Origin of the sequence: Tabrizicola fusiformis (assembly GCF_013328815.1) — a bacterium.
Classification (GTDB): domain Bacteria; phylum Pseudomonadota; class Alphaproteobacteria; order Rhodobacterales; family Rhodobacteraceae; genus Fuscibacter.
Genome location: NZ_JABUHN010000005.1, coordinates 44813 through 71744 on the forward strand (window position 1 = coordinate 44813; position 26932 = coordinate 71744).

Here is a 26932-nt window from a genome sequence, read left to right on the forward strand (position 1 = left end):
TGCCGCTTTTTAGCGCAGGCCAAGCCCCGCCTTCATTAGCGTCTTGCGCACCGGGGCCAGCGAATAAAGCGCGTTCAGCGTCGCTGCCCGCAGGTCGCGCAGCGCCGGGTCGCCCAGCATCGAGGCACGGTTCAGGGCGTCAATTCCGGTGACGCGGGCCTGCACCTCAAAGTGGCGCTTGCGGTGATAGGCGTCGAGCATGGCGCGGCTGCCCAGATCGGCGGGATTGGCTGTGGCAAGGTCCAAGAGCGCGGCAAGATCGGCCAGCGACATGTTCAGCCCCTGCGCGCCGATGGGCGGCACCACATGCGCCGCCTCGGCGATCAGGGCGACACGCTCGGCCGACATGCGGGCGGCGATCTGGCTGATGATCGGCCAGACCCCGCGCGGCGAGACCAGCGTCAGCGGGCCAAGGATGCCGCAAGAGCGGGCGTTGATCTCGGCCTCGAACTCCGGCACCGGCAGGGCGGCAAGGCGCTGCACCTCGGGGCCGGTTTCCATCCAGACCACGGCGGAAGAGGGGCGCCCGTCGCGGTCGGGCAGCGGAACAAGGGTGAAGGGGCCGCCGGAGCGGTGAATCTCGGTCGAGACATTCTGGTGCGGGATCGGATGGGTGGTGGCAAAGGCCAGCGCCTTTTGCCCGTAGCGGATGGTTTTTACGGCAATGCCCGCCGCCTCGCGCACAACAGAGGCGCGGCCATCGGCGGCCACCACCAGCCGCGCAGCCACGGTGGTGCCATCCGAGAGGGTGGCCAGCGCCTGCGCCTCGCGCGTCATCAGGCGGGCGGTAGCAAGCCCCGGCAGGAAAGTGACGCCGGGCAGTTCGGCGAGCCGCGCCACCATCTCGCGCCGCAAAAGCCAGTTGGGCAGGTTCCAGCCAAAGGGTTGGTCCGAGATTTCGGCGGCGTCGAAATCCTTGGTGATGCGGGGTTCGGCGGTGGGGCCGCCCGCGTCGATGATCCGCATGATTTGCAGCGGGGCGGCGTGCGGTTCAAGCCGCTGCCAGAGGCCCGCAGCCTGCAGAACCGGAATCGAGGGGTGCAGGAAGGCGGTGGTGCGCTGATCGGCGCCGGCGGCGTCGCGTTCGGTCACCGGGGGGGTGGGGTCGGTGCAGATCACCCGGAACCCGGCAGAGGCAAAGGCGGCGGCCGCTGTCAGCCCCGCAACGCCGCCGCCGGAAACCAGAATATCGGTGTCGATACGCGCCATGATCCGCCTCCGTTTGCCGCCGATTTTAGGCCGGGGCGGGGGGAAAGCGAAGGGACAAAGCAGCGCAGCCCGTCACGCCGCCATCAGGGGATGGTGACCCAGATCAGCATGACGAACATCACCGGCACGAAAGCCACCGCCGCCAGCGTCAGCGCGGCAAGGCCGATGGCCTTGACCGCCAGCACCAGCACGGTGAGGAGGATCACCAGCAGATAGAAGATCAGGTTGATGTCCTGCGACACGGCGCGCGCCAGCGGGCCATAGACGGGAATGCGGTCGGCAAAGCCGGAACGGGGGAGAGATTCGGAAAGCGACATCTGGGACTCCGTATTTTCCCAAGAGATGGCGCTTGTGCTGCGTTGCGGCGAGGTGGCAGGTTGCCGCAGTCAGCCCAGAGGTCAGCCCAACCCGGCCAGAAATCCGGCCAGATCGTCGGTATGGTGGTGGATATGGGCGGCGGGGGCCGCTTCGGGCGCGACATGCACGGTGCGCATTCCCATGGCATGGGGGGCGGCAAGGTTGCGGGTGTCATCCTCGAACATCGCGGCGCGGGTCGGGTCCAGCCGGTCGGCGGCAAAGATCGCCTCAAACGCCCGCCGCTCGGGCTTGGGGTGGAAACCGGCGTGTTCCACGCCATAGACGGCATCGAACAGGCCCGAGAGACCCCGCGCCTCAAGCACGCGGCGGGCATAGGGTTCGCAGGCATTGGTATAGACGATGCGGCGCCCCGGCAGGTCGGCGATGCGGGCCGCAAGCTCGGGGTCGGCGGGCAGGACGGTGAAGTCGATGTCATGCACATCGGTCAGATAGGGGCCGGGGTCGATGCCGTGTTCGCGCATCAGCCCGGCAAGCGTGGTGCCGTAATGGTCCCAGTAATGCTGCCGCAGGCGGTTCGCTTCGTCCTGCGAGACGTTGAGGGCCTGCATCACCCAGGCGGTCATCCGCACCTCGATCTGGTCGAAGAGGCGATAGCGCGGCGGATAAAGCGTGTTGTCCAGGTCGAAAACCCAGGTGGTGACGTGGCTGAAGTGCTGTTTGACCATGGCCGCAGGATAGGGCATGGCGCGGGGCAGGACAACGGGCCGGGTTGCGATGGCCGCGAAAGCGGCTAGTGTCGCGGCAGGGGCGGGATTTCCGGGGGAGATGACGTGCAGAAGGATGCCTACACGCTGATCCTCGAAGCGATCGAGCGGGGGGATTACAAGCCCGGCGACCGGCTGGTCGAATCGGAACTGGCCGAGCGGCTGGGCGTGTCGCGCACGCCGGTCCGCGAGGCGCTGCAGCGGCTGGAAACCCAAGGGATGCTGGCGCGCGACGGGCGCAGCCTGATCGTCGCTTCGCTGGACCATAACCAACTGGCCGAGCTTTACACCGTGCGCACCGAGCTGGAGGGGCTGGCGGCGCGGCTGGCGGCGCGTCATGCCACCGATGAGGAGGTGCGGGTGCTGCGCGGTATGGTCGAGGATGACCGCAAGCTTCTGGGCGGCGATCCGCGGGCGCTGAGCCGGGCGAACAAACGGTTCCACCGGCTTATCCATCTGGCCAGCCATAACCGTTTCCTTGTGCAGCAGCTTGATCTGGTGAACCGCTCGATGGCGCTGATGGCGACGACCTCTTTTGCCGCCGAGGGGCGTGACGAGGTGGCATTGGCCGAACATGACGGCATCGTGCGGGCGATCGAGGCGAAGGATGCCGAAGGCGCCTGTCAGGCGCTGAAATCGCATATCTCGAAGGCGTTCGAGACGCGGCTGCGGGTGGATGCGGGCGAGTTGAAGACGCGCTGACCCGCGGGCACGTCAGCCGCCGAACTGGCCATGGCTGGTCTTGTCCCACCAGAAGGGTTTCGTCAGCATCTCACGCGCTGCTTTCCAGGCCGAGGCGGTGGCCATCGGGTGGTAAAGCGACAGGCTGGGCACCCAGAGCGGGTTGAGCCGATGGGCGGTGCGCGCCACCCCGGCGATGCCGAAGGCGATGGTCAGTCCCTCGGTCGCAAAGAAGGTCAGCCAGAGCAGCCGGAAGAGGTCAGGCCCAAGGATGCCCGCCACCGGATGCGGCACGCCGAAGGGCACCAGCCAGAAGGTCCAAAGCAGCGGGGCCGTCAGCGCCTGCATGACCGAACCCAGAAGCAGCATCTGAAAGCCGAAGAACCGGCGCGGCCCCAATTCGCGCCAGAGCCGGACCGGGTCGCGCATATGGGTCAGCCATGTCATCATGAAGCCCTTGATCCAGCGCGAGCGTTGCTTGACCCAGGCGCGGCCGTGGCAGTTCGCCTCTTCATAGGTGGTGGTGTCCACCAGTTCGGTGCGATAGCCGTGCCGGGCCAGCCGCATGCCCAGATCGGCGTCTTCGGTGACATTGTGGGCGTCCCAGCGCCCCAGCCTGTCCAGCGCCGCGCGGCGGAAAAAGAGCGTGGTGCCCCCCAGCGGCACCGCCAGCCCCAGCCGTTCGATCCCCGGCAGGAACAGGCGGAACCAACTGGCATATTCCACGGTGAAACAGCGGGCGAGCCAGTTCTTGCGCGGGTTGTAAAAGTCGAGCCGGCCCTGAAGGCAGGCGACATCGGGGCCGCGGCGGGCGAAATGTTCCACCACCTTGCGGATTTGCGCCGGTTCGGGCGCATCCTCGGCATCATAGACGCCCACGATGGGGCCACGGCAATGGTCGAGCGCAAAGTTCAGCGCCCGCGGCTTCGTCCGCACCGTGCCGTCGGGCACCGCAACCACCCGCATCCAGGGTGGCAGGGTTTCGCGGGCAAGGGCGGCGCGGGTCATATCATCTTCCGCTTCGACCACCAGCAGCACGTCGAGCAATTCGCGCGGATAGTCGAGTTCGCCCAGCCGCTCGACAAGGCGGGCGGCGATGTCACTTTCGCGGTAAAGCGCCACCATGACCGAGACGATGGGCAGATGGGCGATATGGACCGGGCCCGCCTCGGGCCGGGGCGGGCGGGTGGCGGCGATCCAGGCCGCGACCTTGAGCCCGGTAAAGGACAGCATCGCCAGAACCGAGATCAGCGTCAGCACCAGAAACGTCGCCGCAGGCGCCGCGAGCAGCAGTGCCAGAAGCCCAAGCGCCGCCAGCGCCACCGGCAGATGCATGGCCTGCGCGCTGTAGCTGCGGCAGCTTTCGCTGTCTGACACGCTGTTTTCCGCCGCGAGTGCGGCGGCATTGCCCCGTGCCGCCATCAGCGCCCCCTCAATCGCGCGGGCGGAGGCAAGGGCAAGGATCAGCGGACCGAACAGCGTTTCCAGATGCGCGCGATGGCGGTGAAAATCCTCGGGGTAGGGCGTGAGAATGACCGTGGCCCCGCCGCTGTGGCGCCAGGGCAAAAGCCCCTCGGCCAGACAGGTGGCCAGCCCCAGACGGTCCACCAGACGCGGATCGGGGGGCAGCGCCATGGGGTCGATCAGGCCAAGGCGCCAATGGGCCGCCTGCGCGTGGTGCAGCGCCGTCTCCGGCAGGAGGCCGCGCGCCAGCAGCGCATCGGCCAGCCGGGCGCGGCGGCGCGATTGCACGGCCAGAATTCCGATCACCTCTGCGGGCGGGATCAGGCCCTGATGCAAAAGCGCGCGGGCAAAGTTTTCGGCGGTCGGGTGGTCGGGCTGTCCGGCCGGCAGATCAGGTCCGGTGTCACCACCGGGCAGGACGTGCAGGATCGGGCGCAGTGCTGTGACGGACATTCTTCCTTCCCGGCCTCTGCCCGCATCATTTGCGGGAAGAGGTTAAGAAGGAATTAACCGTTAAGGTTGTCTTGCCGCCTTATGCGGCGCGGCGGGCCTGCATGGCGGCGGCAAAACGCTCGAACAGATAGAAGCTGTCTTGCGGGCCGGGGCTGGCTTCGGGGTGGTATTGCACCGAAAACACCGGCTTGCCGTCCAGCGCGATGCCGCAGTTCGAACCGTCGAACAGGCTGACATGGGTTTCGCTGACGCCCTTGGGCAGGGTCTGGCTGTCCACGGTAAAGCCGTGGTTCATCGAGGTGATTTCCACCTTGCCGGTGGTGATGTCCTTGACCGGATGGTTCGCGCCGTGGTGGCCGTGGTTCATCTTGACCGTGTTCGCCCCCAGCGCCAGCGCCAGCATCTGATGCCCAAGGCAGATGCCGAAAAGCGGAAGGTCGGCGGCCAGAACGCCCTGAATCATCGGCACGGCATAGGCGCCCGTCGCGGCCGGATCGCCCGGGCCGTTGGAGAGGAACACGCCTTCGGGGTTCAGCGCCAGCACATCCTCGGCCGTGGCCGAAGCGGGCAGCACCGTCACATCACAGCCGACCGAGGCCAGGCAGCGCAGGATGTTGCGCTTGGCGCCATAGTCGATCGCCACGACCTTGAGGCCGGGGCCTTCGCGGCGGGCATAGCCCTCGGGCCAGGCCCAGCGTTTTTCATCCCAGCGGTAGCTTTGCGCGCAAGTGACATCCTTGGCCAGATCAAGCCCGACCAGACCTTTCCAGCCCCGGGCCAGCGCCACCAGCCGTTCGATGTCGAACTTGCCTTCGGGATCATGGGCCAGCGCCACATGCGGCGCCCCCTGCTGCCGGATGGCGCGGGTCAGGCGGCGGGTGTCGATGCCGCCGATGCCGATGCGGCCGATCTTCACCAGCCAGTCGGTCAGCTCACCGACCGAACGCCAGTTCGACGGATCGGTCGGATCCCATTTCACCACCATGCCGGCAGCGGCGGGGGTGGCGGTTTCATCATCCTCGGGGGTGACGCCGGTGTTGCCGATGTGGGGGAAGGTGAAGGTCACGACCTGCCCGGCATAGCTGGGGTCGGTCATGATCTCTTGATAGCCGGTCATGGCGGTGTTGAAGACAAGCTCGGCCACCGTCTCGCCGCGGGCGCCAAAGCCCTTGCCGTAAAAGATCGTGCCATCGGCCAGCACAAGGCAGGCGGTGGGGTGGCTGGCGGTGGCGGTGGGCATGGCGCGACTCCCGGGCTGTCGGCAAATTGCGCGGAAACTAAGGGTTGGGGCGGGCAGGGTCAAGGCCAAGCGGGAAAAGGTTTTTCCTTGATAATCAATGCGTTGGTTATTTGGCGTCTGGTTGCCTTGGCGGGGGCTTCACGCTATGGTGGCGCCCGGACAAACCATGGGGATACCGATGTCTTTGCGCGAACGCCTGCAGGCCGCCCTGAAAGATGCGATGAAGGCCAAGGCGGCCGACCGTCTTTCGGCGCTGCGCCTGATCAACGCCGCCATCAAGGACCGCGAGATTGCCAGCCGGGGCGAAGGCAGCGACGGCGGTGTCAGCGACGCCGATCTGCTGGCGGTGCTGGGCAAGATGGTCAAGCAGCGTCAGGAATCGGCGCGGATCTATGAAGAGGGCGGGCGGCTGGAACTGGCGGAAAAGGAACTGGCCGAGATCAAGGTGATCGAGGAATTCCTGCCGCGTCAGTTGTCGGCCGGGGAAGTGGAGGCCGCGATTGCCGCCGCGGTGACCGAAGCCGGGGCCGGCAGCATCCGCGACATGGGCAAGGTCATGGCGGTGCTGAAGGCAAAATACACCGGCCAGATGGATTTCGGCGCGGTGGGGGCCGCGATCAAGGCACGGCTGGCGGGCTGATCGCGCTTTGCGGCGGGCGGATGTTGTGGCAGGATTTGTGGATTGATCTGTCCATTTTTCTGCCAGCGAGTCCGCCATGAAGCTTTTCACCGACCCTGCAATGAAGCATTTCTACTATAATCTGTCGTCCGATGTCGGCCCGGGCAAGCCCAACGCCGCCGATGATGTCGAATTCGTGCGGCTGGGCCTGCGCAACATGCGCAGCGCGCTTGAGCGGCGGGGCCGCTGGAACGATGCCGGGCTGGCCGAGTTTCGCGGCCTGCAAGAAACGCTCTCAACCACCGGCGGCTTTGATGACACGCTCGGGCGGGCGATCCGCAGCCTGCAAGAGGGCATGGGCGGGCGCGTCGCCGATGGCGTGTGCAGCGCGATGCCGCCGGGTCGGGTGCGGCTGGCGGATGGCAAGTTGATGATGTGCGCCGGGTTGCAGACCGAGTTGCGCAACTCGAACGCGGCAATCTGGCCGCGGATGGACCGGATCACCGGCTGCGGCCCGGCCCTTGCCGCGACGGTGCGCGAGATGTTCGGGCTGAACCTGAATTAGGGTCTGCGCTGGCGCCGCAGGGCGATTGTCAGCTCGTGGTGCAGGCGCTGGCGTTCGTCCGGGGTCAGGAAGGCGCCAAGTTCCACCGCGCGCGGGCCGCCCGTCAGGGTGAGGTAGTGCGGCACCGGGCCGCCCATCGGGTGCAGCACCGCTTTCACCCAATGCGGGTTGGCCTCCCAATCCTGCCGCGCCCCCCGGGGGCCGTGGCGGGTCAGGGTGATGCGGTCGGACGTCAGCGTGAGGTCTTCAAGGATTTCGCCGTCGCGGAAGCTGCGCTCCAGCGCCCACCAGATGCCCGCGACGGCGGCCAGCAGGAAGGGCAACAGGCCCCACAGCACCGGACTGCCCAGCACCCCCAGCAAGGGCACCGCAATCAGCCCCGCCGTGCCGCCGATGGCCCAGACCATCCCCCGCCGGGGCAGCGAGCGATAGGGCCAGAGATGCAGGCGCTGCGTGGCGCCATCAGGGGGGAGCCATTGGTAAGGCATCAACGCAGGTTCTGTGGCAGGCCGTCAGCGATGTCATAGTAATCGCCCTGTTCGGCGGTAAAGATGTGTTTGGCCAGATGGGTGCCGCTGGGGCTGTCGAGCGCACCCATGGCCACGGCGATGAAATCGCGCTGCACCGGATCCCAGAACAGGCTGGAGCCGCAGGTGCCGCAGAAGCCACGCCGCACCTTTTCGGAGGAGGCGAACCAGCGCAGGGCACCGCTGTCATGGACGGTCAGGGCGGATTTGGCGATATCGGCCGAGGCGAGGTGATGGCCCGACCATTTGCGGCAGGCGTTGCAATGGCAGGCATCGGGGGCGCCGAGCGGGCCATCAACCGTGAAGCGGACGGCGCCGCAGAGGCAGGAACCTTTGATCATTGCGCGCTCCGGCAGCCATGTAGGATGGGCAATATTGCCCATCCCAACGAAAAGGCCCCGGGTTTCCCCGGGGCCTTTTGTCTGGTTCAGTCCTTAGTGCCCGTGGGCGTGGTCCCAGTCGGACCGCTTGGGCAGCTGCTCGAACGTGTGTTCGGGCGGCGGGCAGGGCAGGGTCCATTCCAGCGTGTCGGCATGTTCGTTCCAGTAGTTGTTCACCGTGATCTTCTTGCCGAAGAACAGGGTGTAGAACACGATGCCGATGAAGAACACAAAGGACGCGGCCGAGATGAAAGCGCCGATCGACGACAGGTGGTTCCAGTAGGCGAAAGCCTCGGGATAGTCGATGTAGCGGCGCGGCATCCCTTGGCGGCCCAGGAAGTGCTGCGGGAAGAAGGTCAGGTTCGAGCCGATGAACATGGCAAAGAAGTGAACCTTGCCCGCCCATTCCGGGTATTGCCGGCCCGACATCTTGCCGATCCAGAAGTAGATGCCCGCGAAGATGCCGAAGACGGCGCCCAGGCTCATCACATAGTGGAAGTGCGCCACGACATAATAGGTGTCGTGATAGGCGCGGTCCACGGGGGCCTGGCTCAGGACGATGCCGGTCACGCCGCCCACGGTGAAGAGGAACAGGAAGCCGAAGGCCCAGAGCATCGGCGTCTTGAACTCGATCGAGCCGCCCCACATCGTGGCGATCCACGAGAACACCTTGATGCCGGTCGGCACCGCGATGACCATGGTGGCCAGCATGAAGTAGCTTTGCTGGGTCAGCGACATGCCGACCGTATACATGTGGTGCGCCCAGACGACGAAGCCCAGCACCCCGATGGCGACCATCGCATAGACCATCGGCAGGTAACCGAAGATCGGCTTGCGCGAGAAGGTCGAGATGACCTGGCTGATGATGCCGAAGGCCGGGATCACGATGATATACACTTCGGGGTGGCCGAAGAACCACAGGATGTGCTGATACAGGATCGGGTCACCGCCGCCCGAGGGCTGGAAGAAGGTGGTGCCGAAGTTGCGGTCGGTCAGCAGCATGGTGATGGCGCCGGCCAGCACGGGCAGCGACAAGAGGATCAGCCAGGAGGTCACGAAGATCGACCAGCCGAACAGCGGCACCTTGTGCAGGGTCATGCCGGGGGCACGCATGTTCAGGAAGGTGGTGATCATGTTGATCGCGCCAAGGATCGACGAAGCGCCCGACAGGTGAACGGCGAAGATCGCCAGGTCCATCGAATAGCCGGCCTCCGAGGTGGACAGCGGCGGATAGAGAACCCAGCCCACGCCCGACCCCAGTTGGTCATTGCCGCCCGGCGACACGACCGACGCCACGGCCAGCGAGGTGCCCGCGACATACATCCAGTAGGAAAGGTTGTTCATGCGCGGGAAAGCCATGTCCGGCGCCCCGATCTGCAACGGCATGAAATAGTTGCCGAAGCCGCCGAAGAGCGCCGGAATGACCACGAAGAACATCATCAGGATGCCGTGGGCCGTCACCGTCACGTTCCAGACGTGGCCGTTGGGCGTGCATTCACGGGCCGCATCGGCCACAAGGCGCATCCCCTCGGCACACATGTATTGCACGCCGGGGTTCATCAGCTCCAGCCGCATGTAGACCGTGAAGATCACCGAGATCAGGCCGACAAGGCCCCCGGTGAACAGATAGAGGATCCCGATATCCTTGTGGTTCGTCGACATGAACCAGCGGGTGAAGAACCCTTTTTGGTCATGGTCGTGGCCATGGATGGCTGCGTCGGCCATTGGCGTCTCCCGTTACGTTGCATCCCATTGGGCGCGCCGGAATCTTTCCCGAGCGCGTCATTGCAGCCAGCTTTAAAGGGCGGGGCAGGGGCAGGCAATCATCTAGTTTGATCTGGATCAACAATTCGTGTCGCAGGGGGCAAGCGGATGCGCAACGAAAAGGGCGGCCCGAAGGCCGCCCCCGCTGCGGCATCTCTGCCGGTTACTTCTGCGTGGCAAGCCAGGCTGCGATCTCTTCGCCGTCCTTGGCCAGCTTGAAGGTCATTTTCGACTTGGCCCCTTCGCCGGCGCCATTGGCGGCCAGCCAGGCCGAGGGATCGGCGATATAGGTGACCAGCGATGCCTCGTCCCAGACTTTGCCCGAAGCGCCGACGGCCTTGATCGAGTCGCCATAGTCATAATCGGCAACCGAGGCCACCGGGCGGCCGATCACGCCGAACAGATTCGGGCCGGTCTTGCCGCCCTTGACGACCTCGGTGCCATCTGCGGCGATCACCGAGTGGCACGCCTTGCATTTGTTGAAGACCTTCTCGTCGGCCATGGCGGGGGCGGCGACGGCGACAAGCAGGGCTGTCAGGGCTAGCTTCTTCATATCTTCCTCGATGATGTGCGACCCGCGAGTCGCGTCCAGCGCGTCTGACTTGGACAGTGACGGGCCTGATATGCAATATCAAGGCATCTGCGGGGCATGTTCAGCCCGGAAAGGCGCGGGAAAAGGTCGCGGCAAGGGCGGCGTCAAGATCGGCTATCGTGACCGGCAGGCCAAGGTCCACAAGGCTGGTCACCCCATGTTCGCGGATGCCGCAGGGCACGATGCCGCCGAAATGCGTCAGGTCCGGCTCGACGTTGATCGAGATGCCGTGGAACGACACCCAGCGGCGCAGCTTCACGCCGATGGCGGCGATCTTGTCTTCGCGCGGGGTGCCGTCGGGGTTGGGCGCCTTGTCGGGGCGCACCACCCAGACACCGACGCGGCCTGCCCGCCGCTCTCCCTTGACGTTGAATTCCGCCAGCGTCCAGATCACCCAGTTTTCCAGCGCGCAGACGAACTGGCGCACGTCGCGGCCGCGCTCGTTCAGGTTCAGCATGGTATAGGCGATGCGCTGGCCCGGGCCATGGTAGGTATATTGCCCGCCGCGCCCTGCCTCGAACACCGGAAAGCGGTCGGGATCGGTCAGGTCTTCGGCCCGCGCGCTGGTGCCGGCGGTGTAAAGCGGCGGATGTTCCAGCAGCCAGACCGCTTCGGGCGCGGTTCCGGCGGCGATGGCAGCGGCGCGCGCCTCCATCGCGGCAAGGGTTTCGTCATAGGGCCGCAGCCCCGGCAGCACCTGCCATTCCACCTTGCACATCGCGCGCCCCTGCCTGTTCGTCACCCCAGAGATGGCGCGGGCGGGGACGGAATGCAACGCCCCTGCGCGGCCCGCAAAAATCCCCCTTTTCTTCCCGCCGCGCAATCGCTACACAGCCGCCAGTCGGGGCAACCCGGCATCAGATGGGCGGATGTGGCGGAATTGGTAGACGCGCAGCGTTGAGGTCGCTGTTCCTTAACCGGAGTGAAAGTTCGAGTCTTTTCATCCGCACCACTTTGAAGAAAAGCCCCGGTCCTGCCGGGGCTTTTTCTTTTCTGCGATTGTCCGGCTCGCCGCGCGCATGGGCGAATCAGATTGTCCTCAGTTCGCCTGCGGCCCGCAGGCCCGGGCAAGGCTGTGCATCAGGCATTGCGTTTGCAGCCGCAAGGCGGGGTTCAGTGCCATCGGCCAGGTTGAAAGCTTGACGCCGACGAAATCGCGCGCCGGGTCGATGAAGATCATCTGGCCATAGACTCCAAGGGCGAGGGTGACGGGGCGGGCGGTATCCTCGATCCAGAACTGGTTGCGATAGGCCCCGTTCGGGCGGTCGGCGCGGTAGCGGGCGGGAAAGCGGCTGGCGTCACCCTGCCGGGTCTGCGCCACCCAGTCCGCCGGAACGATCTGACGGCCATTCGCGGCGCCTTCCTGCGCGAAGATCAGGCCAAAACGGGCCAGATCGGGCAGCGTGGCCGACAGCGCGCCATCGGCGATGGTGGCGCCTTCGGGGTCAAGGCCAAAGCTGGCAGGGTGGGCGGCGCCCATCGGTTGCCAGATCAGGTCTGACACCAGTTGCGGCAGGGGCGCGCTGGCGGCGGCTTCGAGGCAGAAACCCAAGACCTCGGTCTCCATCGAGCGGTATTCGAATTCGGCGCCGTGGGGGCGGGTCTGGTGGCGCAGGCTGCGGATCAGGGTGCGCAGGCTGCGCGGGGCAGAGGTTCCGGGCGGGGCCGGTTTCCACCCCACGGCAATGTCCATCAAGCCGATGCCCGAGGCGGGATCAGGCGCATCTTCGGGGAAATCGACACCGCTGGTCATGTCGAGCAACTGGCGGATCGTGACCGCGGCATAGGCGCTGCCGGCGAAATCGGGGACATAGGCGGCCACGCTGCGGTTCAGGTCCAGATCCCCCGCGCCATGCAACACGCCGGCCACAGCGCCGACGACCGATTTTGACACCGATTGCGTCAGATGCGGCGTGTCGGGGCGCAGGCCGTTTTCGTAGTGGCTGCAAACCACCTGTCCGCGATGCAGTGCGATCAGCCCGTCGGTCCATGAACCGGCCAGAAGCCGGGCGGCGGTGGAATTGCCCGGCAAGGGAAGGTTGACCTGATCAAGCGCGGCTTGCGCGGGCGCCTCGGGCAGCGGCAGCGGCGTGGCGGCGCAGGCGATGGGCGCCACTGGAACAATCTCGGCCAGATGCTGATAGGACCAGCGGTTGAAGGGCGCGCGATCCCAGTTCGACAGGTCCAGCCCGGCGGGGCGATCAGCTTGCATCGGCAAGAATCATGTCGGCGGCCTTTTCGGCGATCATCACCACGGCGGCATGGGTGTTGCCGCGCACGACCCGCGGCATGACCGAGGCATCGACCACCCGCAGCCCGGCCAGCCCGCGCAGCCGCAGCCGCGGGTCAAGCACCGAGGCCGCATCGCCACCCATCCGGCAGGTGCCCACGGCATGGATGTCGGACCCGGCCTTGTCGCGGATGAATTGCAGGATTTCATCGTCCGAGCGCACATCGGCGCCGGGCTGCAACTCGCTGGCGATATAGGGACGCAGGGCAGGCTGTTCGCAGATGCTGCGGATCAGACGGATGCCGAAGGTCATGGCGCGGATGTCATAATCGGTCTGGAAGAAGTTGAAGCGGATCTCGGGTCGGCCATCCGGCGTGGTCAGCCGCACCGTGCCGCGTGCGTCGGGGTTCACATGTTCGGGGCTGAAGCTGAAGCCCGAAAACGGATGGGCGCGGGCGCCCGATGCCGAACGCTCCGCCACGCTCCATGCGGCAAGGGCCATCTGGATATCGGGGCGGTCCTGCGTGGCATCGGATCGGGCAAAGCCGCCGACATAGATGCCGGTTTCCGAGAAATATCCCCGGCGGCCAAAGACATATTGCGCCCCGGCCCAGGCGCCGCGCAGCCAGTTGTTGGCAAGGTCGTTGACCGTAATCGGTCTGGTGCAGCGGAACATCAGTTGCACGCAGGTATGGTCCTGCAGATTGCGGCCCACCTCGGGCGCGTCCAGCACGGGCGCGATGCCAAGGGTGCGCAACTCTTCCGCCGGACCGATGCCCGATTGCAGCAGAAGCTGGGGCGAGGCGATGGCCCCTGCGGCCACAATCACCTCGCCCGCATGGGCAAGATGCGGCTGGCCCGCCCTGTCGAATGCAACGCCGGTGACGCGGCCTTCGCTGATGATCAGCCTGCGGGCGATGGCCTCGGTCAATATCCGCAGGTTGGGCCGGTTGCGGGCGGGCCAGAGATAGCCGCGCGCAGCACTCCAGCGTTGGCCCTTGTGGGTGTTCATCTGGTAATAGCCGAAGCCGTCCTGCGTGGCGCCGTTGAAATCGGGATTGTCGGGCAGCCCGGCCTGACGCGCGGCGGCGCAGGCGGCCTCGGCCAGTTCGGGCCGGGACTGGTCGGACACTTTCAGCGGTCCGCCGATGCCATGCCATTGGTCGGCGCCGCGGGCCTGATCCTCGGCCTTTCGGAAATAGGGCAGCACCTCGTCATAGGACCAGCCGGTGCAACCCTGCGCCGCCCAGTCGTCAAAGTCGAGGGCGTTGCCGCGCACATACATCATGCCGTTGATCGAGGAGGAGCCGCCCAGCACCTTGCCGCGCGGCTGATACAGGCTGCGCCCGTTCAGCGCCGGTTCGCGGGCGCTGTCATACATCCAGTTGTAGCGCGGATTGGCGTAGAGTTTGGCAAAGCCCATCGGCAGGCGGAACCACAGGCTGCTGTCGTCAGGCCCGGCTTCCAGCAGGAGGACGCTGTGGCGGCCGGATTCACTCAGCCGGGCAGCCAGCACGCTGCCGGCCGAGCCGGAGCCGATGACGATGAAATCATAGCGTCCGGCATCGGTGGGTTCAGGGCGGGTGTTGGTCATGATGGTTCCTTGGCCGCAGAGGTCAGAGATACTTGCGCAGGTCGAGCAGGTCGAGCGTCAAGGCCCCCGCCGCCAGATCGCGGCGCAGCGCCTGTTCCTGCGCCAGTCTTGCCCGGGTTCCGGCCAGCACGCTGTCGATTTCGGCGCGGGGCACGATGCAGATGCCGTCATCATCGGCCACCACCAGATCGCCCGGGCTGACCGGGCAGCCGCCGAATTGCACGGTCTGGCCCAGCGTGCCCGGGGCGGTCTTGGTGGCGCCGCGGATCGCCAATCCGCGCGACCAGACGGGAAAGCCCATGCGGCGCAACTCGGCGGCATCGCGGCAGAACCCGTCAATCACCACCCCGGCCAGCCCGCGTTGCAGCGCGGCCTCGGCCAGAATGTCGCCCAGATAGCCGCAAGCCTCGCCATGGCCGATGGCGACCAGAACCTGCCCGCCGCCCGGCTCGGCCTCGGCAATCGCGCGGTGGATGGCCAGATTGTCGCCCCGGGCGCAGATCGCGGTGAGGGCGGGGCCCGCCACGGCAAGGCCGGGGCAGATGGCGCGGATGGCGGGGGAGACATCGCCCTTGCGGCCATAGGCTTCGTGCACGGTGGCGCTTCCGGCGCGGCGGAAGGTTTCAAAGGCGGTCTCAGTCATCCTGTTGCTCCATCAACTCGATCCGGCAGCCGGGAAGGGGTTCGAAAAAGGCGATATCGCGGGTGCCGAAGCCGCCGCTGATGCGCTGGGGCGGGTGTATCAGCGCCCCGGCCCAGGCCGGGTTGGCCAGCATCGCGGCCAGATCGGGGACGCCATAGCTGGCATGAAGAAAGCCGGGCGCGGGGGGGCTGCCGGGCCGGTCATAAAGGGCCACCTCAAAGAAGTTGACCTTCACGCCGCCGAATTCGGCTTCGAGAAAGCGGTCTTCGCCAATCTGGTGCATCGCCCGCCAGCGCCAGCCGGGGGTGTTGGCCACCATCGCTTCGGCCTCGGCAATGCGGGCCACCCGGAAGGCAAGGTTTACAAGTTTCATCGTGCGAGCGTCTCCGCGTTCTGCCTGCAACCGGAGTAACCGTGTGTGGCGGCTGGTTCAAGTGATATTGTGATATGAGATACAAGTATTGTTCTATGCGATCAAAACCGGTTGACATCGGCTGGAATCGGTCGCAGTCTCATTGCTGTGTTGCGAACTCAACAATAAACCGCGCTGAAAACCGGCGCATCGACATGGGAGACAGAGATGAGAACACTGGTTATGGCTGCCGGGCTTGTGGCCGCGGGCGGGGCCGTCTGGGCCGAGGGTGTGACGCTGACGCTGAATACCCCCGGCGGTGCGGTTCTGGAGGGCGGCAATGCCGTGCTGTGGGGGCCGGCTGCGGCCGAACTGGGCTATGAGGTCAAGATCGAGACCTCGGACAACTCGCTGGACGCGCTGCGGTTGCAGGTGGGGGCGAATGCGGTGAGCACCGATATCATCGTGATGAGCGGCTATCAGTCGGCCATCGCGGCGAATGAAGGGATGCTGGCGCCGCTCGACTACAACGTGATCGACGCCAAGGATTTCGTCGAAGGTGCCGCCACCCCCTATTGCATCGGCATCTATGGTTATGCCGCCGTGATGGCCTGGAACACCAAGACCTATCCCGACAAGGCCCCCGCCAGCTGGGCCGATTTCTGGGATACCGAGGCTTTCCCGGGCCGCCGGGCGATGCGGGCCGATGCCGAGGCGCAGGTGGAAATGGCGCTGCTGTCGCAGGGCGTGGCCCCGGCGGACCTCTATACCGTGCTGGCCACAGAAGAGGGGATGCAGCGCGCGATTGACCGGATTGCCGAGCTGAAGCCGGAAATCGCGGTCTGGTGGAATTCGGGCGCGCAGCATGGCCAGTTGATGCTGGACGGCGAGGTGGACATGACCACCGGCTGGAACGGGCGGTTCCAGACCGCCAAGGCCAACGGCGGCCCGGTGGAATTCACCTATAATCAGGGCATTCTGGCCTATGACTGCTTTGCCATTCCGGCGGCCTCGCAGCACAAGGAAGAGGCGATGAAGCTGATCAACCTGATGTCGGCGGCCAAGGCGCAGGCGGCATTGACCGGCTATGTCGCCTATGGTCCGATGAACAAGGCGGCCTTCGACACCGGACTGATCGCGCCCGAGGTGGCGGCGGTGCTGCCGACCAGCCCGCAAAATTCCGGCTCGATGATCGTGCAGGACATCACCTGGTGGGCGGCCAACAATGACCGCATCCAGCAGATGTTCGAAGACATGATGACGCAATAAAGACTGCAGGACCAGATGACGGTAATCGCCCTTTCGACCGTAGCCCCGCCAGAGACTGGCGGGGCTAGAACCGCAGCCGTCGAGATCGAGGCGCTGTGCAAATCCTATGGCTCGTTCCGCGCGCTGGATGCGGTGGACCTGTCGGTGCGCCCCGGCGAGTTCATTGCCATTCTGGGCCCCTCGGGGTCGGGCAAGAGCACGCTTCTGATGGCCGTCGCCGGGTTCTCGCGGCCCGACAGCGGGCGGATCGTCTTTGGCGGCCGCGATATTGTGCGGGAGCCTGCGGCCAAGCGCGGCTTTGGCGTGGTGTTTCAGAATTACGCCCTCTTTCCGCATATGACGGTGCTGGAAAATGTCGCCTTCCCCTTGCAGGTGCGCAAACTGCGCCCGGCAGAGGCGCGCGAGCGGGCCGAAGCGGCGCTGCGCACGGTCAAGCTTGACGGTTTCGGCGGGCGGCAGATCGGTGCCCTGTCGGGCGGGCAGCGGCAGCGCGTGGCGCTGGCCCGTGCCATCGTGTTCGAGCCGCAGATCCTTTTGATGGATGAGCCGCTTTCGGCGCTGGACAAATCGCTGCGCGAGGAAATGCAGATCGAAATCCGCGAGTTGCATGACAAGCTGCGGATCACCACGCTGTATGTGACCCATGACCAGCGCGAGGCGCTGACCATTGCCGACCGGATTGCGGTGATGGATCAGGGGCGGATCGTGCAGATCGACACGCCCGAGGTGATCTATCGCCGTCCGCAGACCTCTTTCGTCGCCCGCTTCATCGGGGAGGCGGCGATCCTGCCGGTGGGGGCGCTTGCCCCCGCGGCGGTGGTGGGCGCCTTGGCGGCGGGCAGGCCCCGGGCCGTGATCCGCAGCGAGGATTTCTGCCTGACCCCGCCCGGCGGCGATGCGGCACCTGTGCAAGTCTCCGGCAAGGTGCAGAATCTGGTGTTTCAGGGCGATAGCTGGCTGATCCGGGTGCGGCTGGCGGATGGCACGGCGATTGACGTGCGCGCCCAGCGGCAGTTCAGCGATCAGGTGGCACGGCTGGCGCCCGGGGCCGAAATTGCGCTTTGGCTGCCCGCCGACCGGCTGCATTTTCTGGCGGAGGAGGCATGAGCGCGGCACTTCCCCTTGGCGAAAACCAGACCGAACTTGCCCGCGACGCGCGGGTGGAGCGGGCTTTGGCCTTTGCGCTGGCACTGCCCTGCCTGATCGTGGTGGCGCTCTGTGTGCTGATCCCCTGCGGCTGGCTGTTCTATCTGTCGGCCTTCGGCAATGACGGCAGCCTGAGCTGGGAGAATTACGAACGGGTGTCGTCGGGCGCGAGCTATGGGCGGATATTTATCACCACGTTTGAAGTCAGCCTGCTGACCGTGCTGGCCTGCGTGGGGATCGGCGTGCCCTTCGCGGCCTTTGTCAACAGCCTGCCGCCGCGGGTGGCGGGGCTGTTCGTGGCGGCGGTGCTGCTGCCGTTCTGGACCTCGCTTCTGGTACGGGCCTATGCGTGGCTGGTGCTGTTGCAGCGCAACGGGCTGATCAACACCGCGCTGATCGACATGGGGCTGACCGAGGCGCCGCTGGATCTGGCGTTCAACTGGTTTTCCACTGTGCTGGGCATGACCCATATCATGCTGCCCATCTTCATCCTGCCGGTGCTGGGCGCGATGCGTAACATTGACCCCGGCATGATACGGGCAGCGGCGAGCATGGGGGCAAGCTGGGGGCTGACGATGCGGCGGGTTTTCCTGCCGCTCGCGGCGCCGGGGATCATCGCGGGGGCGATCCTCGTCTTTGTGATGAGCCTTGGTTTCTATGTCACCCCGGCCATTCTGGGCGGCGGCAATGTGCAGGTGATCTCGATGCGGATTGCGCGGAGCCTGTCAAACTTCTCCAACTGGGGCGCGGCGAGTGCGCTGGGCGTGCTGTTGCTGCTGTTCACCGGAGCCTTGCTGGCGCTGGGGCTGATGGCGCAGCGGCTGATCCTTGGCGCGCGGAAAGGGCAGGACCATGCTTGACGGATTTCAGCACAGCCCCCTGATGACCGGGCTTAAATGGGGGCTGGCCCTGCTCTTGGTGGCGTTTCTGGCGGCGCCGTCCTTTATCGTGGTGCCAATGTCGTTTTCGGCGGGCGAGTTCCTGCAATTCCCGCCGCAGGAGTATTCGCTGCGCTGGTATCGCAACTTTGCCGGGTCGATCACCTGGACCAGTGCGGCACGCGCCTCGGCCATTGCGGCGGTGCTGACGACGCTGATTGCGGTGCCGATCGGGGTGCTGGCTGCCTACGGGGTGATGCAGCTCGGCCGGCGGATGCGGATGCTGGTGGGCGGGCTGATCGTGCTGCCGGCGGTGATCCCGGCGATCCTGATTGCGGTCGGCATGTTCTTTGTGTTGGCGCGGGCGGGGATGCTGGGCACCATGGCGGGGCTGGTGCTGGGCCATGTGGCGCTGGCCATTCCGGTGGTCTTTGTGGTGATGACGGCGGCCTTCAGCCAGTTCGACTTTGCTCAGGAAAAGGCGGCGCGCAGTCTGGGCGCCAGCGGGGTGCAGGTCTGGGCGCGGGTGGTCATTCCGCAGTTGCGCGGGTCGATCATGGCCTCGGCCCTGCTGGCCTTTGTCACCTCGCTGGATGAGGTGGTGCTGTCGATGTTCGTCTCGGGCGGTGACAATGCGACGCTGCCCAAGGTGATGTTTGCGTCGCTGCGCGACCAGATTGACCCGACGATTGCAGTGGTCTCGACGGTGATGCTGGCGGTGGCGACGCTGGCGGTGGTGGTGATGGTGCGGCGGGGCGCGGTGCGCTAGGCGGGCCGCAGCCGGAACACCCCCTCGATCTGAATGGGCGCGCCGAAGGGCAGCGCCGGGGCCGCCAGCGCAAGACGCGCATGGCGGCCCGTTTCGGTGCCGAGAATGGTGCAGATCAGGTCCGATGCCGGGTCGATCACCCGGGGGTGGTCGTGGAAATCCGCGGTGCAGGCCAGCGTGCAGGTCAGCCGGACACAGGCCGATACCCGGTCCAGATCGCCGTCGCAGGCATCGCGGACCATGGCCAGCAGGTTCAGCGCCGCGGCCCGCGCCGCGGCCCGCCCCTGATCAACCGAAACCGCGCGGCCAAGCTGCCCAGGGTACAGGATTTCGCCCGCGTTCCAGGGCAGCGCGCCCGAGGTGTAAAGCCAGCCATCGACCAGCCGTGTCGCGCTGTAATGGCCGGCGGGGCGCGGTGCGGAGGGCAGGGTCAGCCCGCTCTGGCGCAGATTGGCTTCGGCTTGGGGTGCATGGTCCGGCATGGCGGCTCCTCTTGGGCGGGCCGGACGGGGAGATTTGACCCCCGCCCGGAAAACTGCTATTTCGTTGAGGAATGATCAAACGAATGGGTGACGTGATGGATGTGCAGGTGCCGGGAAATGACGGGGAAGCGCCGGCAGGCCATATCCAGAGTCTGGACAAGGGCCTGCGTATTCTGGGCGAGTTCATTGAATCGCCCGCGCCCCTGAAGCTGGCCGATATCTTCCGCAAGTTCGACATCGACCGCGCTTCGGCCTTCCGCTTTCTGCAAACGCTGGAATTTCGCGGCTTTCTGCGCAAAGACCCGGTGACCAAGGAATATGATGTCGGCGGGCGGATGTATTACTGGGCCGCCCGGCTGCGTGAGAAGACCAAGCTGATCGACGCCTTCCATGACCAGTTGCAGCGGCTGGCCGGGGTGACGCAGCAGACGGCGCATCTTGGCCTCTTCGTCAATGGCCGGGTGTTGCTGGCGGATTTCGCGCAGTCGGATTCGCTGATCTCGATCCGCCATGCCATCGGCGTGCTGGAGCCGCTGCACAGCTCGGCGGTGGGTAAGGCGATTCTGGCCTTTCTGCCGCCGGACCGTCAGGAAAAGCTGATCTCGGAGCTGACCTTCACCCGCTTCACCGACAACACCATCACCGATGCCGATACGCTGCGTGCCGAAATGGCGCTGACGCGGCAGCGCGGCTATGCGACGGATGTGAACGAAACGCATGAGGGGCTGACCTGTGTTGCTCGGCCCTTGTTCGACGCGATCGGGCAGCCCACCGCCTCGATCGGCATTACCAGCGTGACCGCGCTGATGAATGCCGTGCCGGGGCGGATGGAGTTTCTGATCCGCTCGGTTCTGGAGCTGGATACCCGCATCATCGCGCAGGATGAGCTTTAGGGCCTAGCGGCCCATGTGCAGCCCACCCGGCAAAAAGAGCGTGGCGGCCAGATGCTCGGCCGCCTGCGGCTGATCTTCGTCCAGACGGCGGGGGGCGGGGCTGAACTGCGACAGGTCCAGCGCGCTGGGCGCATCGGGGCAGTCGATTTCAAACAGATTGCCTGACGGGTCGCGGGCGAACATCTGCAATTCCCCCGAGGGGAGCAGCCAGAGGTCGGCATAGCGGGTGCCCTCCTCGAACGCGCCGCGGGCCTTGAGCGCTCGGTATGCGGCGGCAAAATCGCTGACCGAGACGGCGAAATGCTGATAGGTCTGCACATCGGATTCAGGCCCGACCTGTTGCAGATGCAATTGCAACTCCCCCAGGGCCAGCCAGCAGACCGGAAAGCCGAAATTCGGCGCGGGCAGGCGGCGGCAGCCCAGAACCTCCTGAAAGAAGGCCGCGGATTCTTCAAGGTCGCGGGCCGGGATGCTGACATGGTTCAGGCGGGCACGTTGCGGTTGGGTGGACATGGCAAACTCCTTGTGGGTGGCGCGTGGCCTTGCATGATCATTTAAAACAACATATGTTGTGTTGAAGTCAACAATATTTGAGGCTGCGATGAAGCGCGCATTGATCGTCTCGGGCGGATATGCCCCGCATCAGCCGGAAGCCTGCGGTGAAATCCTGCGCGGGCTGCTTGAGGCCGAGGGCATGACGGTGCGGCATCGCCTGACGCTGGATGCCTATGATGACGAGGATTTGGCGGGTTATGACCTCATCGTGCCGAACTGGACGGTGGGCGAGATTTCGGTGCCGACCGCCAAGCGGATCTGGGCAGCGGTCGCGGGCGGCGTGGGTCTTGGCGGCTTTCACGGCGGCATGATCGACGCCTTCCGCAACAGTGATCGCTTCCGCTTTATCGCGGGCGGCAGCTATGTGGCCGAGCCGGGGGCGATCTGCCGCTACAGGGTGACGATTGCCGCAGGGGGCGATCCGATCACCGAGGGGATCGGCGACTTCGACTATCGGTCGGAGCAGTATTACATGCATATGGACCCGGCGGTCACGGTTCTGGCCACGACCCGTTTCACCGCCGCGCCCTATCCGTGGCTGGAAGGGGTGGCGATGCCGGTGGTCTGGAAAAAGCCCTTCGGTCTGGGCCGGGTTTTTGTCAGTGCGCTGGGCCACGGGCCGCAGGAATTCGATCATCCCCAGATGCGCAGGATCCTGCTGCGCGGCTTGCTCTGGGCCTGCCGGTGACGGTCACCATTGGCAGGGGCTTTCGCCGCCTCGCGGCATGATTCTATCGGATTTCCGCCATGCATGGATGAAATCCGACTCTCCGTCTCTCAGTGCCGACCGCTGCACCGCAGCAAAATCCGTGATGATTCTTTCCGCGGATGCCGTTCTGGGCAGCAAATGCGGCGCAAAAAGCCCGATCCTGACGCTTTGTCCATGTGAACGATTCAAGACAGACAGCGGCATTGCCTTGACCTTCGGCATCCGCTTAAGTCTGCACCAAGGGCAGCGATCAACGACTGCCGCAACACAGGGAGAACGGCGTGGCATCAACGGGCCAGGACGACGCATTCGTCGCCTTCGAGCATGTTCAGAAAAGCTATGACGGCGTTTCGCTGGTCGTGAAGGATCTGAACCTGACCATCGGCAAGGGCGAGTTCCTGACGATGCTGGGGCCATCCGGATCGGGCAAGACCACCTGCCTGATGATGCTGGCCGGGTTCGAGACCGCCACCAATGGCGAGATCCGGCTGGACGGCCGCCCGATCAATCAGGTGCCGCCGCACAAACGCGGCATCGGCATGGTGTTTCAGAATTATGCCCTATTCCCCCACATGACCGTGGGCGAGAATCTGGCCTTCCCGCTGGAAGTGCGCGGCATGGGCAAGTCCGAGCGCGAGGCCAAGATCAAGCGCGCGCTGGACATGGTGCAGATGTATTCCTTCATCAACCGCCGCCCCGCGCAGCTTTCGGGCGGCCAGCAGCAGCGTATCGCGCTGGCCCGGGCGCTGGTGTTCGATCCCTCGCTGGTGCTGATGGATGAACCGCTTGGCGCGCTGGACAAGCAGCTGCGCGAACATATGCAGTTTGAAATCAAGCACCTGCACGAAAATCTGGGCATCACGGTGGTTTATGTGACCCATGATCAGGGCGAAGCCTTGACCATGTCCGACCGGGTTGCGGTGTTCAACGATGGCCGCATCCAGCAGCTTGCCCCGCCCGCCGACCTGTATGAGCGGCCCGACAACAGCTTTGTCGCGCAGTTCATCGGCGAAAACAACAAGCTGCCCGGCGTGGTCGAAGAGCTTTCGGGCGACAAGGCGCTGGTGCGTCTGGCCACGGGCGAGCTGATTGACGCCACCCCGGTCAACATCCGCGAGAAGGGCCAGAAGACGCTGGTCTCGATCCGCCCCGAGCGGGTGGAGTTCAAGCCCGAGATGATGCCTGCGGGCATTCATACCATCGACGCGGAAGTCGTCGAGATCATCTACATGGGCGATATCCTTCGGGTCGTGCTGAAAGTGGCAGGATCGAGCGATTTCGTGATGAAGATGCGAAATACCCTTGGCCAGACCCGGCTGGCTCAGGGACAGAAGATCAAGGTGGGCTGGCATCCCCAGGACGCCCGCGCACTCGATCCCATGTAAGACCCCGCAAAGGGGCCGCCCGTTCTGCAGAAGGGCGGCGGAAGACCGGAACAACCAAAACAGGGAGCCTATAATGAAGAAACTTCTCGTTCTTTCTACCGCGCTTGCGACCATGGGCTTTTCCGCCCAGGCCGACGTGACGGTGATGTCGTGGGGCGGCGCCTATGGCGAGGCCCAGACCGAAGCCTTCGTCAAACCGTTCATGGCCGCGACCGGCATCAAGACCACGATGACCGACAGCGACAACCCCGCTCCGGCGATCAAGGCAATGGTCGAAGCTGGCAACGTCACGGTTGATGTCGCCTCGGTCGAATATGCCGACGGTATCCGTCTGTGCGACGAAGGTGTGCTGGAGCCGATCGACATCGCCTCGCTGCCCGCCGGTGCCGATGGCACCCCGGCGGCGGATGACTTCCTGCCCGGCGCCGTGACCGAATGCGCTGTCTCGACCGATATCTGGTCGAACGTCTTTGCCTATGACACCACCAAGTTCCCCGAGGGTCCGACCAAGGTTGCCGACTTCTTCGATCTTGAAAAGTTCCCCGGCAAGCGCGGCCTGAGGAAGGGCGCCAAGGCGGTTCTGGAACTGGCCCTGCTGGGTGACGGCGTTCCGGCTGCGGAAGTTTACGCCGTGCTTTCGACGCCCGAGGGTGTGGACCGCGCCTTTGCCAAGCTCGACACCATCAAGGCTGATGTTGTCTGGTGGGAAGCCGGTTCGCAGGCTCCGCAGCTGCTGGCCGACGGCGAAGTTGCCATGACCACCGCCTATAATGGCCGTATCTTTGCGGCGGCGATGAACGAAGGCAAACCCTTCCAGATCGTCTGGGACGGCCAGATCTATGAAAACGAAATGTTCGTCGTGCCGAAGGGCGCCCCGAACAAGGAAGAAGCGATGCAGTTCGTCGCTTTCGCCACCTCGACCGAAGGGCTGCGCGCCTCGGCGCAGCAGATCTCTTATGGCCCGGCGCGCAAATCGTCGATGGCGACCGAGATCATCTTCAAGGACGGCAAGACCGTGATGGCGCCGCATCTGCCGACCGCGCCGGAAAACATGGGCAACGCTCTGGAAACCTCGTCCGACTTCTGGGTCGATCATGACGCGGAACTGAACGAGCGCTTCCAGGCTTGGCTGTCGCAGTAATCGGGCTTTGACCGATCACCGGGCGCGGGGGATATCCCTGCGCCCGGACTTCAAAAAGAGGGATGAGGGATGTCCGAGGCCGCCACCACCGCGATGCTGACCACCGCCGACGGTCGCCCGCTGAAAGAAGCCTTGGCCACGGCGCAGGCCCGCGCCCGCCGCAAGGCGTTCCTGCTGGTTCTGCCGCTGTTGCTGTTCGTGCTGCTGACCTTTCTGATCCCCATTGGCTACATGCTGAAACGTTCGGTCGAGCATGACGGGTTCTCCGCCTCGGCTCCCGAGCTTGACGCATGGTTCGCCGCCAACCCCGGTTTTGACTATGCCAACCCGCCGGAGGCGGCCTATGCCGCGCTGGTGAAGGATCTGGCGCGGATGCAGGTGGAAAAATCCACCGGCATCGCGGGCACCCGCATCAACTATACCGTTCCCGGCTCGATCAGCCTGTTCAAGGGCGGCGCCCGCGCCGCCAAGGATCTGGTCCCGCCCTATAAAGAGGCGTTGCTGGCCGTCGATGCCGCCTGGGGCGAGCCGCGGCTGTGGCGCGGCATGGAATCGGCCTCGTCGAAATACACCACCGAATTCTACAAGGTCGCCTCGGACCGCAAGCTGACCGATGACGGCTGGGCGCAGGGCGGCGACAAGGAACGGATCTATCTTTACCTGTTCTTCAAGACCTTCCTCGTCTCGGGCATAATCACGGTGATCTGCCTGCTCTTGGCCTTCCCGATCGCGCATCTTCTGGCCGTGCTGCCGATGTCGAAATCGTCGCTCTTGATGATCATGGTGCTGCTGCCGTTCTGGACCTCGCTTCTGGTGCGGACGACAAGCTGGATCGCGCTGTTGCAGGAGCAGGGGATACTGAACAACCTCTTGGTCTGGATGGGGATTATCAGTGACGACAGCCGGTTGCCGATGATGTATAACATGACCGGCACCATCGTTGCGATGACGCATGTGCTGCTGCCCTTCATGGTGCTGCCGCTTTATTCGGTGATGCGGGTCATCCCGCCCAGCTATGCCCGCGCCGCCCGCAGCCTTGGCGCCACAAGCTGGACCACCTTCCGCCGGGTCTATCTGCCGCAGACCCTGCCGGGGATCGCTGCCGGCTCGCTCTTGGTCTTCATTCTGGCCGTGGGCTACTACATCACCCCCGCGCTGGTCGGCGGGGCGGACGGGCAACTGATTTCCAACCTGATCAGCTTCCACATGTCGAAATCGAACTGGTCGCTGGCGGCGGCGCTGGCCGCGATGCTGCTGGCCGCCATCCTGCTGCTCTACTGGCTTTATGACCGCCTGATCGGCATCGACCGGCTGAAGCTGGGTTAAGGAGAACATCATGGCGCTTCCCACCTATGCCTCGCCGCTCGAGAAGGTCTGGCACTACACCTATCTGGTGATCTGCGGGCTGATCTTCATCTTCCTGATCGCGCCGATCCTTGTGGTCATTCCGCTGTCCTTCAACGCCGAGCCCTATTTCACCTTCACCGAGAAGATGCTGACCTTCGATCCCGAAGGCTATTCGCTGCGCTGGTATGACACGCTCTTGACGCTGGGGCATCCGGCGGCCGAGACCCCGCGTGACAGCACCTGGTGGGCGCTGGCCTGGGAAAACTCGACCTGGATTCAGGCGGCGAAGAACTCGTTCTGGGTGGGGCTTTGGGCGACCATTCTGGCCACCACGCTGGGCACCATTGCAGCACTTGGCCTGAGCCGGCCGGAAATGCCGGGCCGTCGCCTGATCATGGCGCTGCTGATCAGCCCGATGATCGTGCCGATCATCATCATCGCGGTGGGGATGAGCTTTTTCTACGCGCAGGCGTGCATTCCGCCGGATACCGCGCTTGGGTCTGTGGCCGGGCTGTTCCTGTCGAACAAGGGCTGTCTGGTGAATTCGCACCTTGGGGTGATCATCGCCCACGCAGTGCTGGGCATTCCCTTTGTCATCATCACGGTCACCGCCACGCTGTCGGGCTTTGACCAGTCGCTGATCCGGGCGGCGCATTCGTTGGGTGCCAATCCGCGGGTGACCTTCTTCAAGGTGGTCATGCCGCTGATCCTGCCGGGCATCATCTCGGGCGCGCTCTTTGCCTTTGTCACCTCGTTTGATGAGGTGGTGGCGGTGCTGTTCATCGCCGGACCCGAGCAGCAGACTATCCCGCGCCAGATGTTCAACGGCATCCGTGAGGCGATTTCTCCGGCCATCCTTGCCGTGGCGACGATTCTGGTGATCGTGTCGGTGCTGCTTCTGGCAACAGTCGAACTTTTGCGGCGCCGGTCGGAGCGGCTACGCGGCGTCACCCCGAGGTAACC

At 65.1% G+C, this 26932-nt stretch carries 29 protein-coding genes and 1 tRNA gene; 14 read left to right on the forward strand and 16 right to left on the reverse strand.

What is annotated here, in order from left to right:
• Positions 1-9: 9 nt before the first annotated feature.
• From HS053_RS09135 to HS053_RS09145, 3 genes are all read right to left on the reverse strand, one after another.
• Entirely contained in the window at positions 10-1209 is a 1200-nt protein-coding gene (locus HS053_RS09135; RefSeq protein WP_174210935.1) for a UbiH/UbiF family hydroxylase, read from the reverse strand.
• 83 nt (positions 1210-1292) lie between these two features.
• Positions 1293-1526 carry a hypothetical protein gene (locus HS053_RS09140; protein WP_174210936.1) on the reverse strand — a complete coding sequence of 78 codons (234 nt, stop codon included), beginning with the start codon at positions 1524-1526 and terminating at the stop codon, positions 1293-1295.
• An 81-nt stretch (positions 1527-1607) separates the two neighbouring features.
• Positions 1608-2252, reverse strand: coding sequence for a pyrimidine 5'-nucleotidase (locus HS053_RS09145; RefSeq protein WP_174211196.1), 645 nt, complete (start codon positions 2250-2252; stop codon positions 1608-1610).
• 105 nt (positions 2253-2357) lie between these two features.
• Here HS053_RS09145 and HS053_RS09150 point away from each other — a divergent pair, with 105 nt between their 5' ends.
• Positions 2358-2993 (forward strand): FCD domain-containing protein, encoded by a 636-nt coding sequence (locus HS053_RS09150; RefSeq protein ID WP_174210937.1) that lies wholly within the window; start codon positions 2358-2360, stop codon positions 2991-2993.
• Between the two features lie 12 nt (positions 2994-3005).
• On the opposite strand, the gene HS053_RS09155 is transcribed toward HS053_RS09150, so the two are convergent.
• Both HS053_RS09155 and carA read right to left on the reverse strand, forming a co-directional pair.
• Positions 3006-4889 (reverse strand): glycosyltransferase, encoded by a 1884-nt coding sequence (locus HS053_RS09155; protein ID WP_174210938.1) that lies wholly within the window; start codon positions 4887-4889, stop codon positions 3006-3008.
• Between the two features lie 79 nt (positions 4890-4968).
• Entirely contained in the window at positions 4969-6129 is a 1161-nt protein-coding gene (carA, locus tag HS053_RS09160; protein ID WP_174210939.1) for a glutamine-hydrolyzing carbamoyl-phosphate synthase small subunit, read from the reverse strand.
• A 178-nt stretch (positions 6130-6307) separates the two neighbouring features.
• On the opposite strand from carA, the gene HS053_RS09165 reads away from it, so the two are divergent.
• Both HS053_RS09165 and HS053_RS09170 read left to right on the forward strand, forming a co-directional pair.
• A complete protein-coding gene (locus HS053_RS09165; protein ID WP_174210940.1) occupies positions 6308-6769 on the forward strand; it encodes a GatB/YqeY domain-containing protein in 462 nt (153 codons plus the stop codon).
• Positions 6770-6845: 76 nt separating this feature from the next.
• Positions 6846-7313, forward strand: a complete 468-nt coding sequence (locus HS053_RS09170; RefSeq protein ID WP_174210941.1) for a hypothetical protein — start codon at positions 6846-6848, stop codon at positions 7311-7313.
• Here HS053_RS09170 and HS053_RS09175 read toward each other — a convergent pair.
• From HS053_RS09175 to lipB, 5 genes are all read right to left on the reverse strand, one after another.
• Complete coding sequence (locus HS053_RS09175) at positions 7310-7801, reverse strand: DUF2244 domain-containing protein (RefSeq protein ID WP_174210942.1); 492 nt, start codon at positions 7799-7801, stop codon at positions 7310-7312. The two genes, HS053_RS09170 and HS053_RS09175, sit on opposite strands and share 4 nt — an antisense overlap.
• Positions 7801-8181 (reverse strand): GFA family protein, encoded by a 381-nt coding sequence (locus HS053_RS09180; protein ID WP_174210943.1) that lies wholly within the window; start codon positions 8179-8181, stop codon positions 7801-7803. The genes HS053_RS09175 and HS053_RS09180 overlap by 1 nt, the downstream gene beginning before the upstream one ends.
• Before the next feature lie 93 nt (positions 8182-8274).
• Positions 8275-9945, reverse strand: coding sequence for a cytochrome c oxidase subunit I (gene ctaD / locus HS053_RS09185; RefSeq protein WP_174210944.1), 1671 nt, complete (start codon positions 9943-9945; stop codon positions 8275-8277).
• Positions 9946-10147: 202 nt separating this feature from the next.
• Complete coding sequence (locus tag HS053_RS09190) at positions 10148-10537, reverse strand: c-type cytochrome (protein WP_174210945.1); 390 nt, start codon at positions 10535-10537, stop codon at positions 10148-10150.
• A gap of 100 nt (positions 10538-10637) precedes the next feature.
• Entirely contained in the window at positions 10638-11294 is a 657-nt protein-coding gene (gene lipB / locus HS053_RS09195) for a lipoyl(octanoyl) transferase LipB (RefSeq protein WP_174210946.1), read from the reverse strand.
• Between the two features lie 147 nt (positions 11295-11441).
• Here lipB and HS053_RS09200 point away from each other — a divergent pair.
• Positions 11442-11528: transfer RNA gene (locus HS053_RS09200), tRNA-Leu, on the forward strand.
• An 87-nt stretch (positions 11529-11615) separates the two neighbouring features.
• On the opposite strand, the gene HS053_RS09205 is transcribed toward HS053_RS09200, so the two are convergent.
• From HS053_RS09205 to HS053_RS09220, 4 genes are read right to left on the reverse strand one after another with little or no spacing between them, the layout of a single operon-like run.
• Positions 11616-12788, reverse strand: a complete 1173-nt coding sequence (locus tag HS053_RS09205) for a serine hydrolase domain-containing protein (RefSeq protein ID WP_174210947.1) — start codon at positions 12786-12788, stop codon at positions 11616-11618.
• Positions 12778-14400, reverse strand: coding sequence for a GMC family oxidoreductase (locus HS053_RS09210; RefSeq protein ID WP_174210948.1), 1623 nt, complete (start codon positions 14398-14400; stop codon positions 12778-12780). Before HS053_RS09210 ends, HS053_RS09205 begins: the two co-directional genes overlap by 11 nt.
• A 22-nt stretch (positions 14401-14422) precedes the next feature.
• On the reverse strand, positions 14423-15043 hold the full coding sequence (locus HS053_RS09215) for a 4-carboxy-4-hydroxy-2-oxoadipate aldolase/oxaloacetate decarboxylase (protein ID WP_174210949.1): 621 nt from the start codon (positions 15041-15043) through the stop codon (positions 14423-14425).
• Positions 15036-15416, reverse strand: a complete 381-nt coding sequence (locus HS053_RS09220; protein ID WP_174210950.1) for a hypothetical protein — start codon at positions 15414-15416, stop codon at positions 15036-15038. The genes HS053_RS09215 and HS053_RS09220 overlap by 8 nt, the downstream gene beginning before the upstream one ends.
• Before the next feature lie 207 nt (positions 15417-15623).
• On the opposite strand from HS053_RS09220, the gene HS053_RS09225 reads away from it, so the two are divergent.
• From HS053_RS09225 to HS053_RS09240, 4 genes are read left to right on the forward strand one after another with little or no spacing between them, the layout of a single operon-like run.
• Positions 15624-16664 carry an ABC transporter substrate-binding protein gene (locus tag HS053_RS09225; RefSeq protein WP_174210951.1) on the forward strand — a complete coding sequence of 347 codons (1041 nt, stop codon included), beginning with the start codon at positions 15624-15626 and terminating at the stop codon, positions 16662-16664.
• A gap of 15 nt (positions 16665-16679) precedes the next feature.
• Positions 16680-17771 carry an ABC transporter ATP-binding protein gene (locus tag HS053_RS09230; RefSeq protein WP_174210952.1) on the forward strand — a complete coding sequence of 364 codons (1092 nt, stop codon included), beginning with the start codon at positions 16680-16682 and terminating at the stop codon, positions 17769-17771.
• Positions 17768-18670: an ABC transporter permease gene (locus tag HS053_RS09235; protein WP_174210953.1), complete on the forward strand. Its 903-nt coding sequence runs from the start codon at positions 17768-17770 to the stop codon at positions 18668-18670. The genes HS053_RS09230 and HS053_RS09235 overlap by 4 nt, the downstream gene beginning before the upstream one ends.
• Positions 18663-19457: an ABC transporter permease gene (locus HS053_RS09240; protein ID WP_174210954.1), complete on the forward strand. Its 795-nt coding sequence runs from the start codon at positions 18663-18665 to the stop codon at positions 19455-19457. The genes HS053_RS09235 and HS053_RS09240 overlap by 8 nt, the downstream gene beginning before the upstream one ends.
• On the opposite strand, the gene HS053_RS09245 is transcribed toward HS053_RS09240, so the two are convergent.
• A complete protein-coding gene (locus HS053_RS09245; RefSeq protein WP_174210955.1) occupies positions 19454-19939 on the reverse strand; it encodes a RidA family protein in 486 nt (161 codons plus the stop codon). The two genes, HS053_RS09240 and HS053_RS09245, sit on opposite strands and share 4 nt — an antisense overlap.
• 83 nt (positions 19940-20022) lie before the next feature.
• Here HS053_RS09245 and HS053_RS09250 point away from each other — a divergent pair, with 83 nt between their 5' ends.
• The gene (locus HS053_RS09250; protein ID WP_174210956.1) at positions 20023-20832 is read left to right on the forward strand and encodes an IclR family transcriptional regulator; all 810 of its coding nucleotides are present in this window, start codon (positions 20023-20025) and stop codon (positions 20830-20832) included.
• A gap of 3 nt (positions 20833-20835) precedes the next feature.
• Here HS053_RS09250 and HS053_RS09255 read toward each other — a convergent pair whose 3' ends face one another.
• Positions 20836-21345 carry a VOC family protein gene (locus HS053_RS09255; RefSeq protein WP_174210957.1) on the reverse strand — a complete coding sequence of 170 codons (510 nt, stop codon included), beginning with the start codon at positions 21343-21345 and terminating at the stop codon, positions 20836-20838.
• A gap of 88 nt (positions 21346-21433) precedes the next feature.
• Here HS053_RS09255 and HS053_RS09260 point away from each other — a divergent pair, with 88 nt between their 5' ends.
• The 5 genes from HS053_RS09260 (at position 21434) to HS053_RS09280 (ending at position 26930) form a co-directional block, all read left to right on the forward strand.
• Positions 21434-22075 carry a ThuA domain-containing protein gene (locus tag HS053_RS09260; RefSeq protein ID WP_174210958.1) on the forward strand — a complete coding sequence of 214 codons (642 nt, stop codon included), beginning with the start codon at positions 21434-21436 and terminating at the stop codon, positions 22073-22075.
• Positions 22076-22377: 302 nt separating this feature from the next.
• Positions 22378-23481: a polyamine ABC transporter ATP-binding protein gene (locus HS053_RS09265; RefSeq protein WP_174210959.1), complete on the forward strand. Its 1104-nt coding sequence runs from the start codon at positions 22378-22380 to the stop codon at positions 23479-23481.
• Positions 23482-23554: 73 nt separating this feature from the next.
• Positions 23555-24622, forward strand: coding sequence for an ABC transporter substrate-binding protein (locus tag HS053_RS09270; RefSeq protein WP_174210960.1), 1068 nt, complete (start codon positions 23555-23557; stop codon positions 24620-24622).
• Positions 24623-24691: 69 nt separating this feature from the next.
• Complete coding sequence (locus tag HS053_RS09275) at positions 24692-25948, forward strand: ABC transporter permease (RefSeq protein ID WP_174210961.1); 1257 nt, start codon at positions 24692-24694, stop codon at positions 25946-25948.
• Positions 25949-25958: 10 nt separating this feature from the next.
• Positions 25959-26930 (forward strand): ABC transporter permease, encoded by a 972-nt coding sequence (locus tag HS053_RS09280; RefSeq protein ID WP_174210962.1) that lies wholly within the window; start codon positions 25959-25961, stop codon positions 26928-26930.
• The last annotated feature ends 2 nt before the right edge of the window (positions 26931-26932 follow it).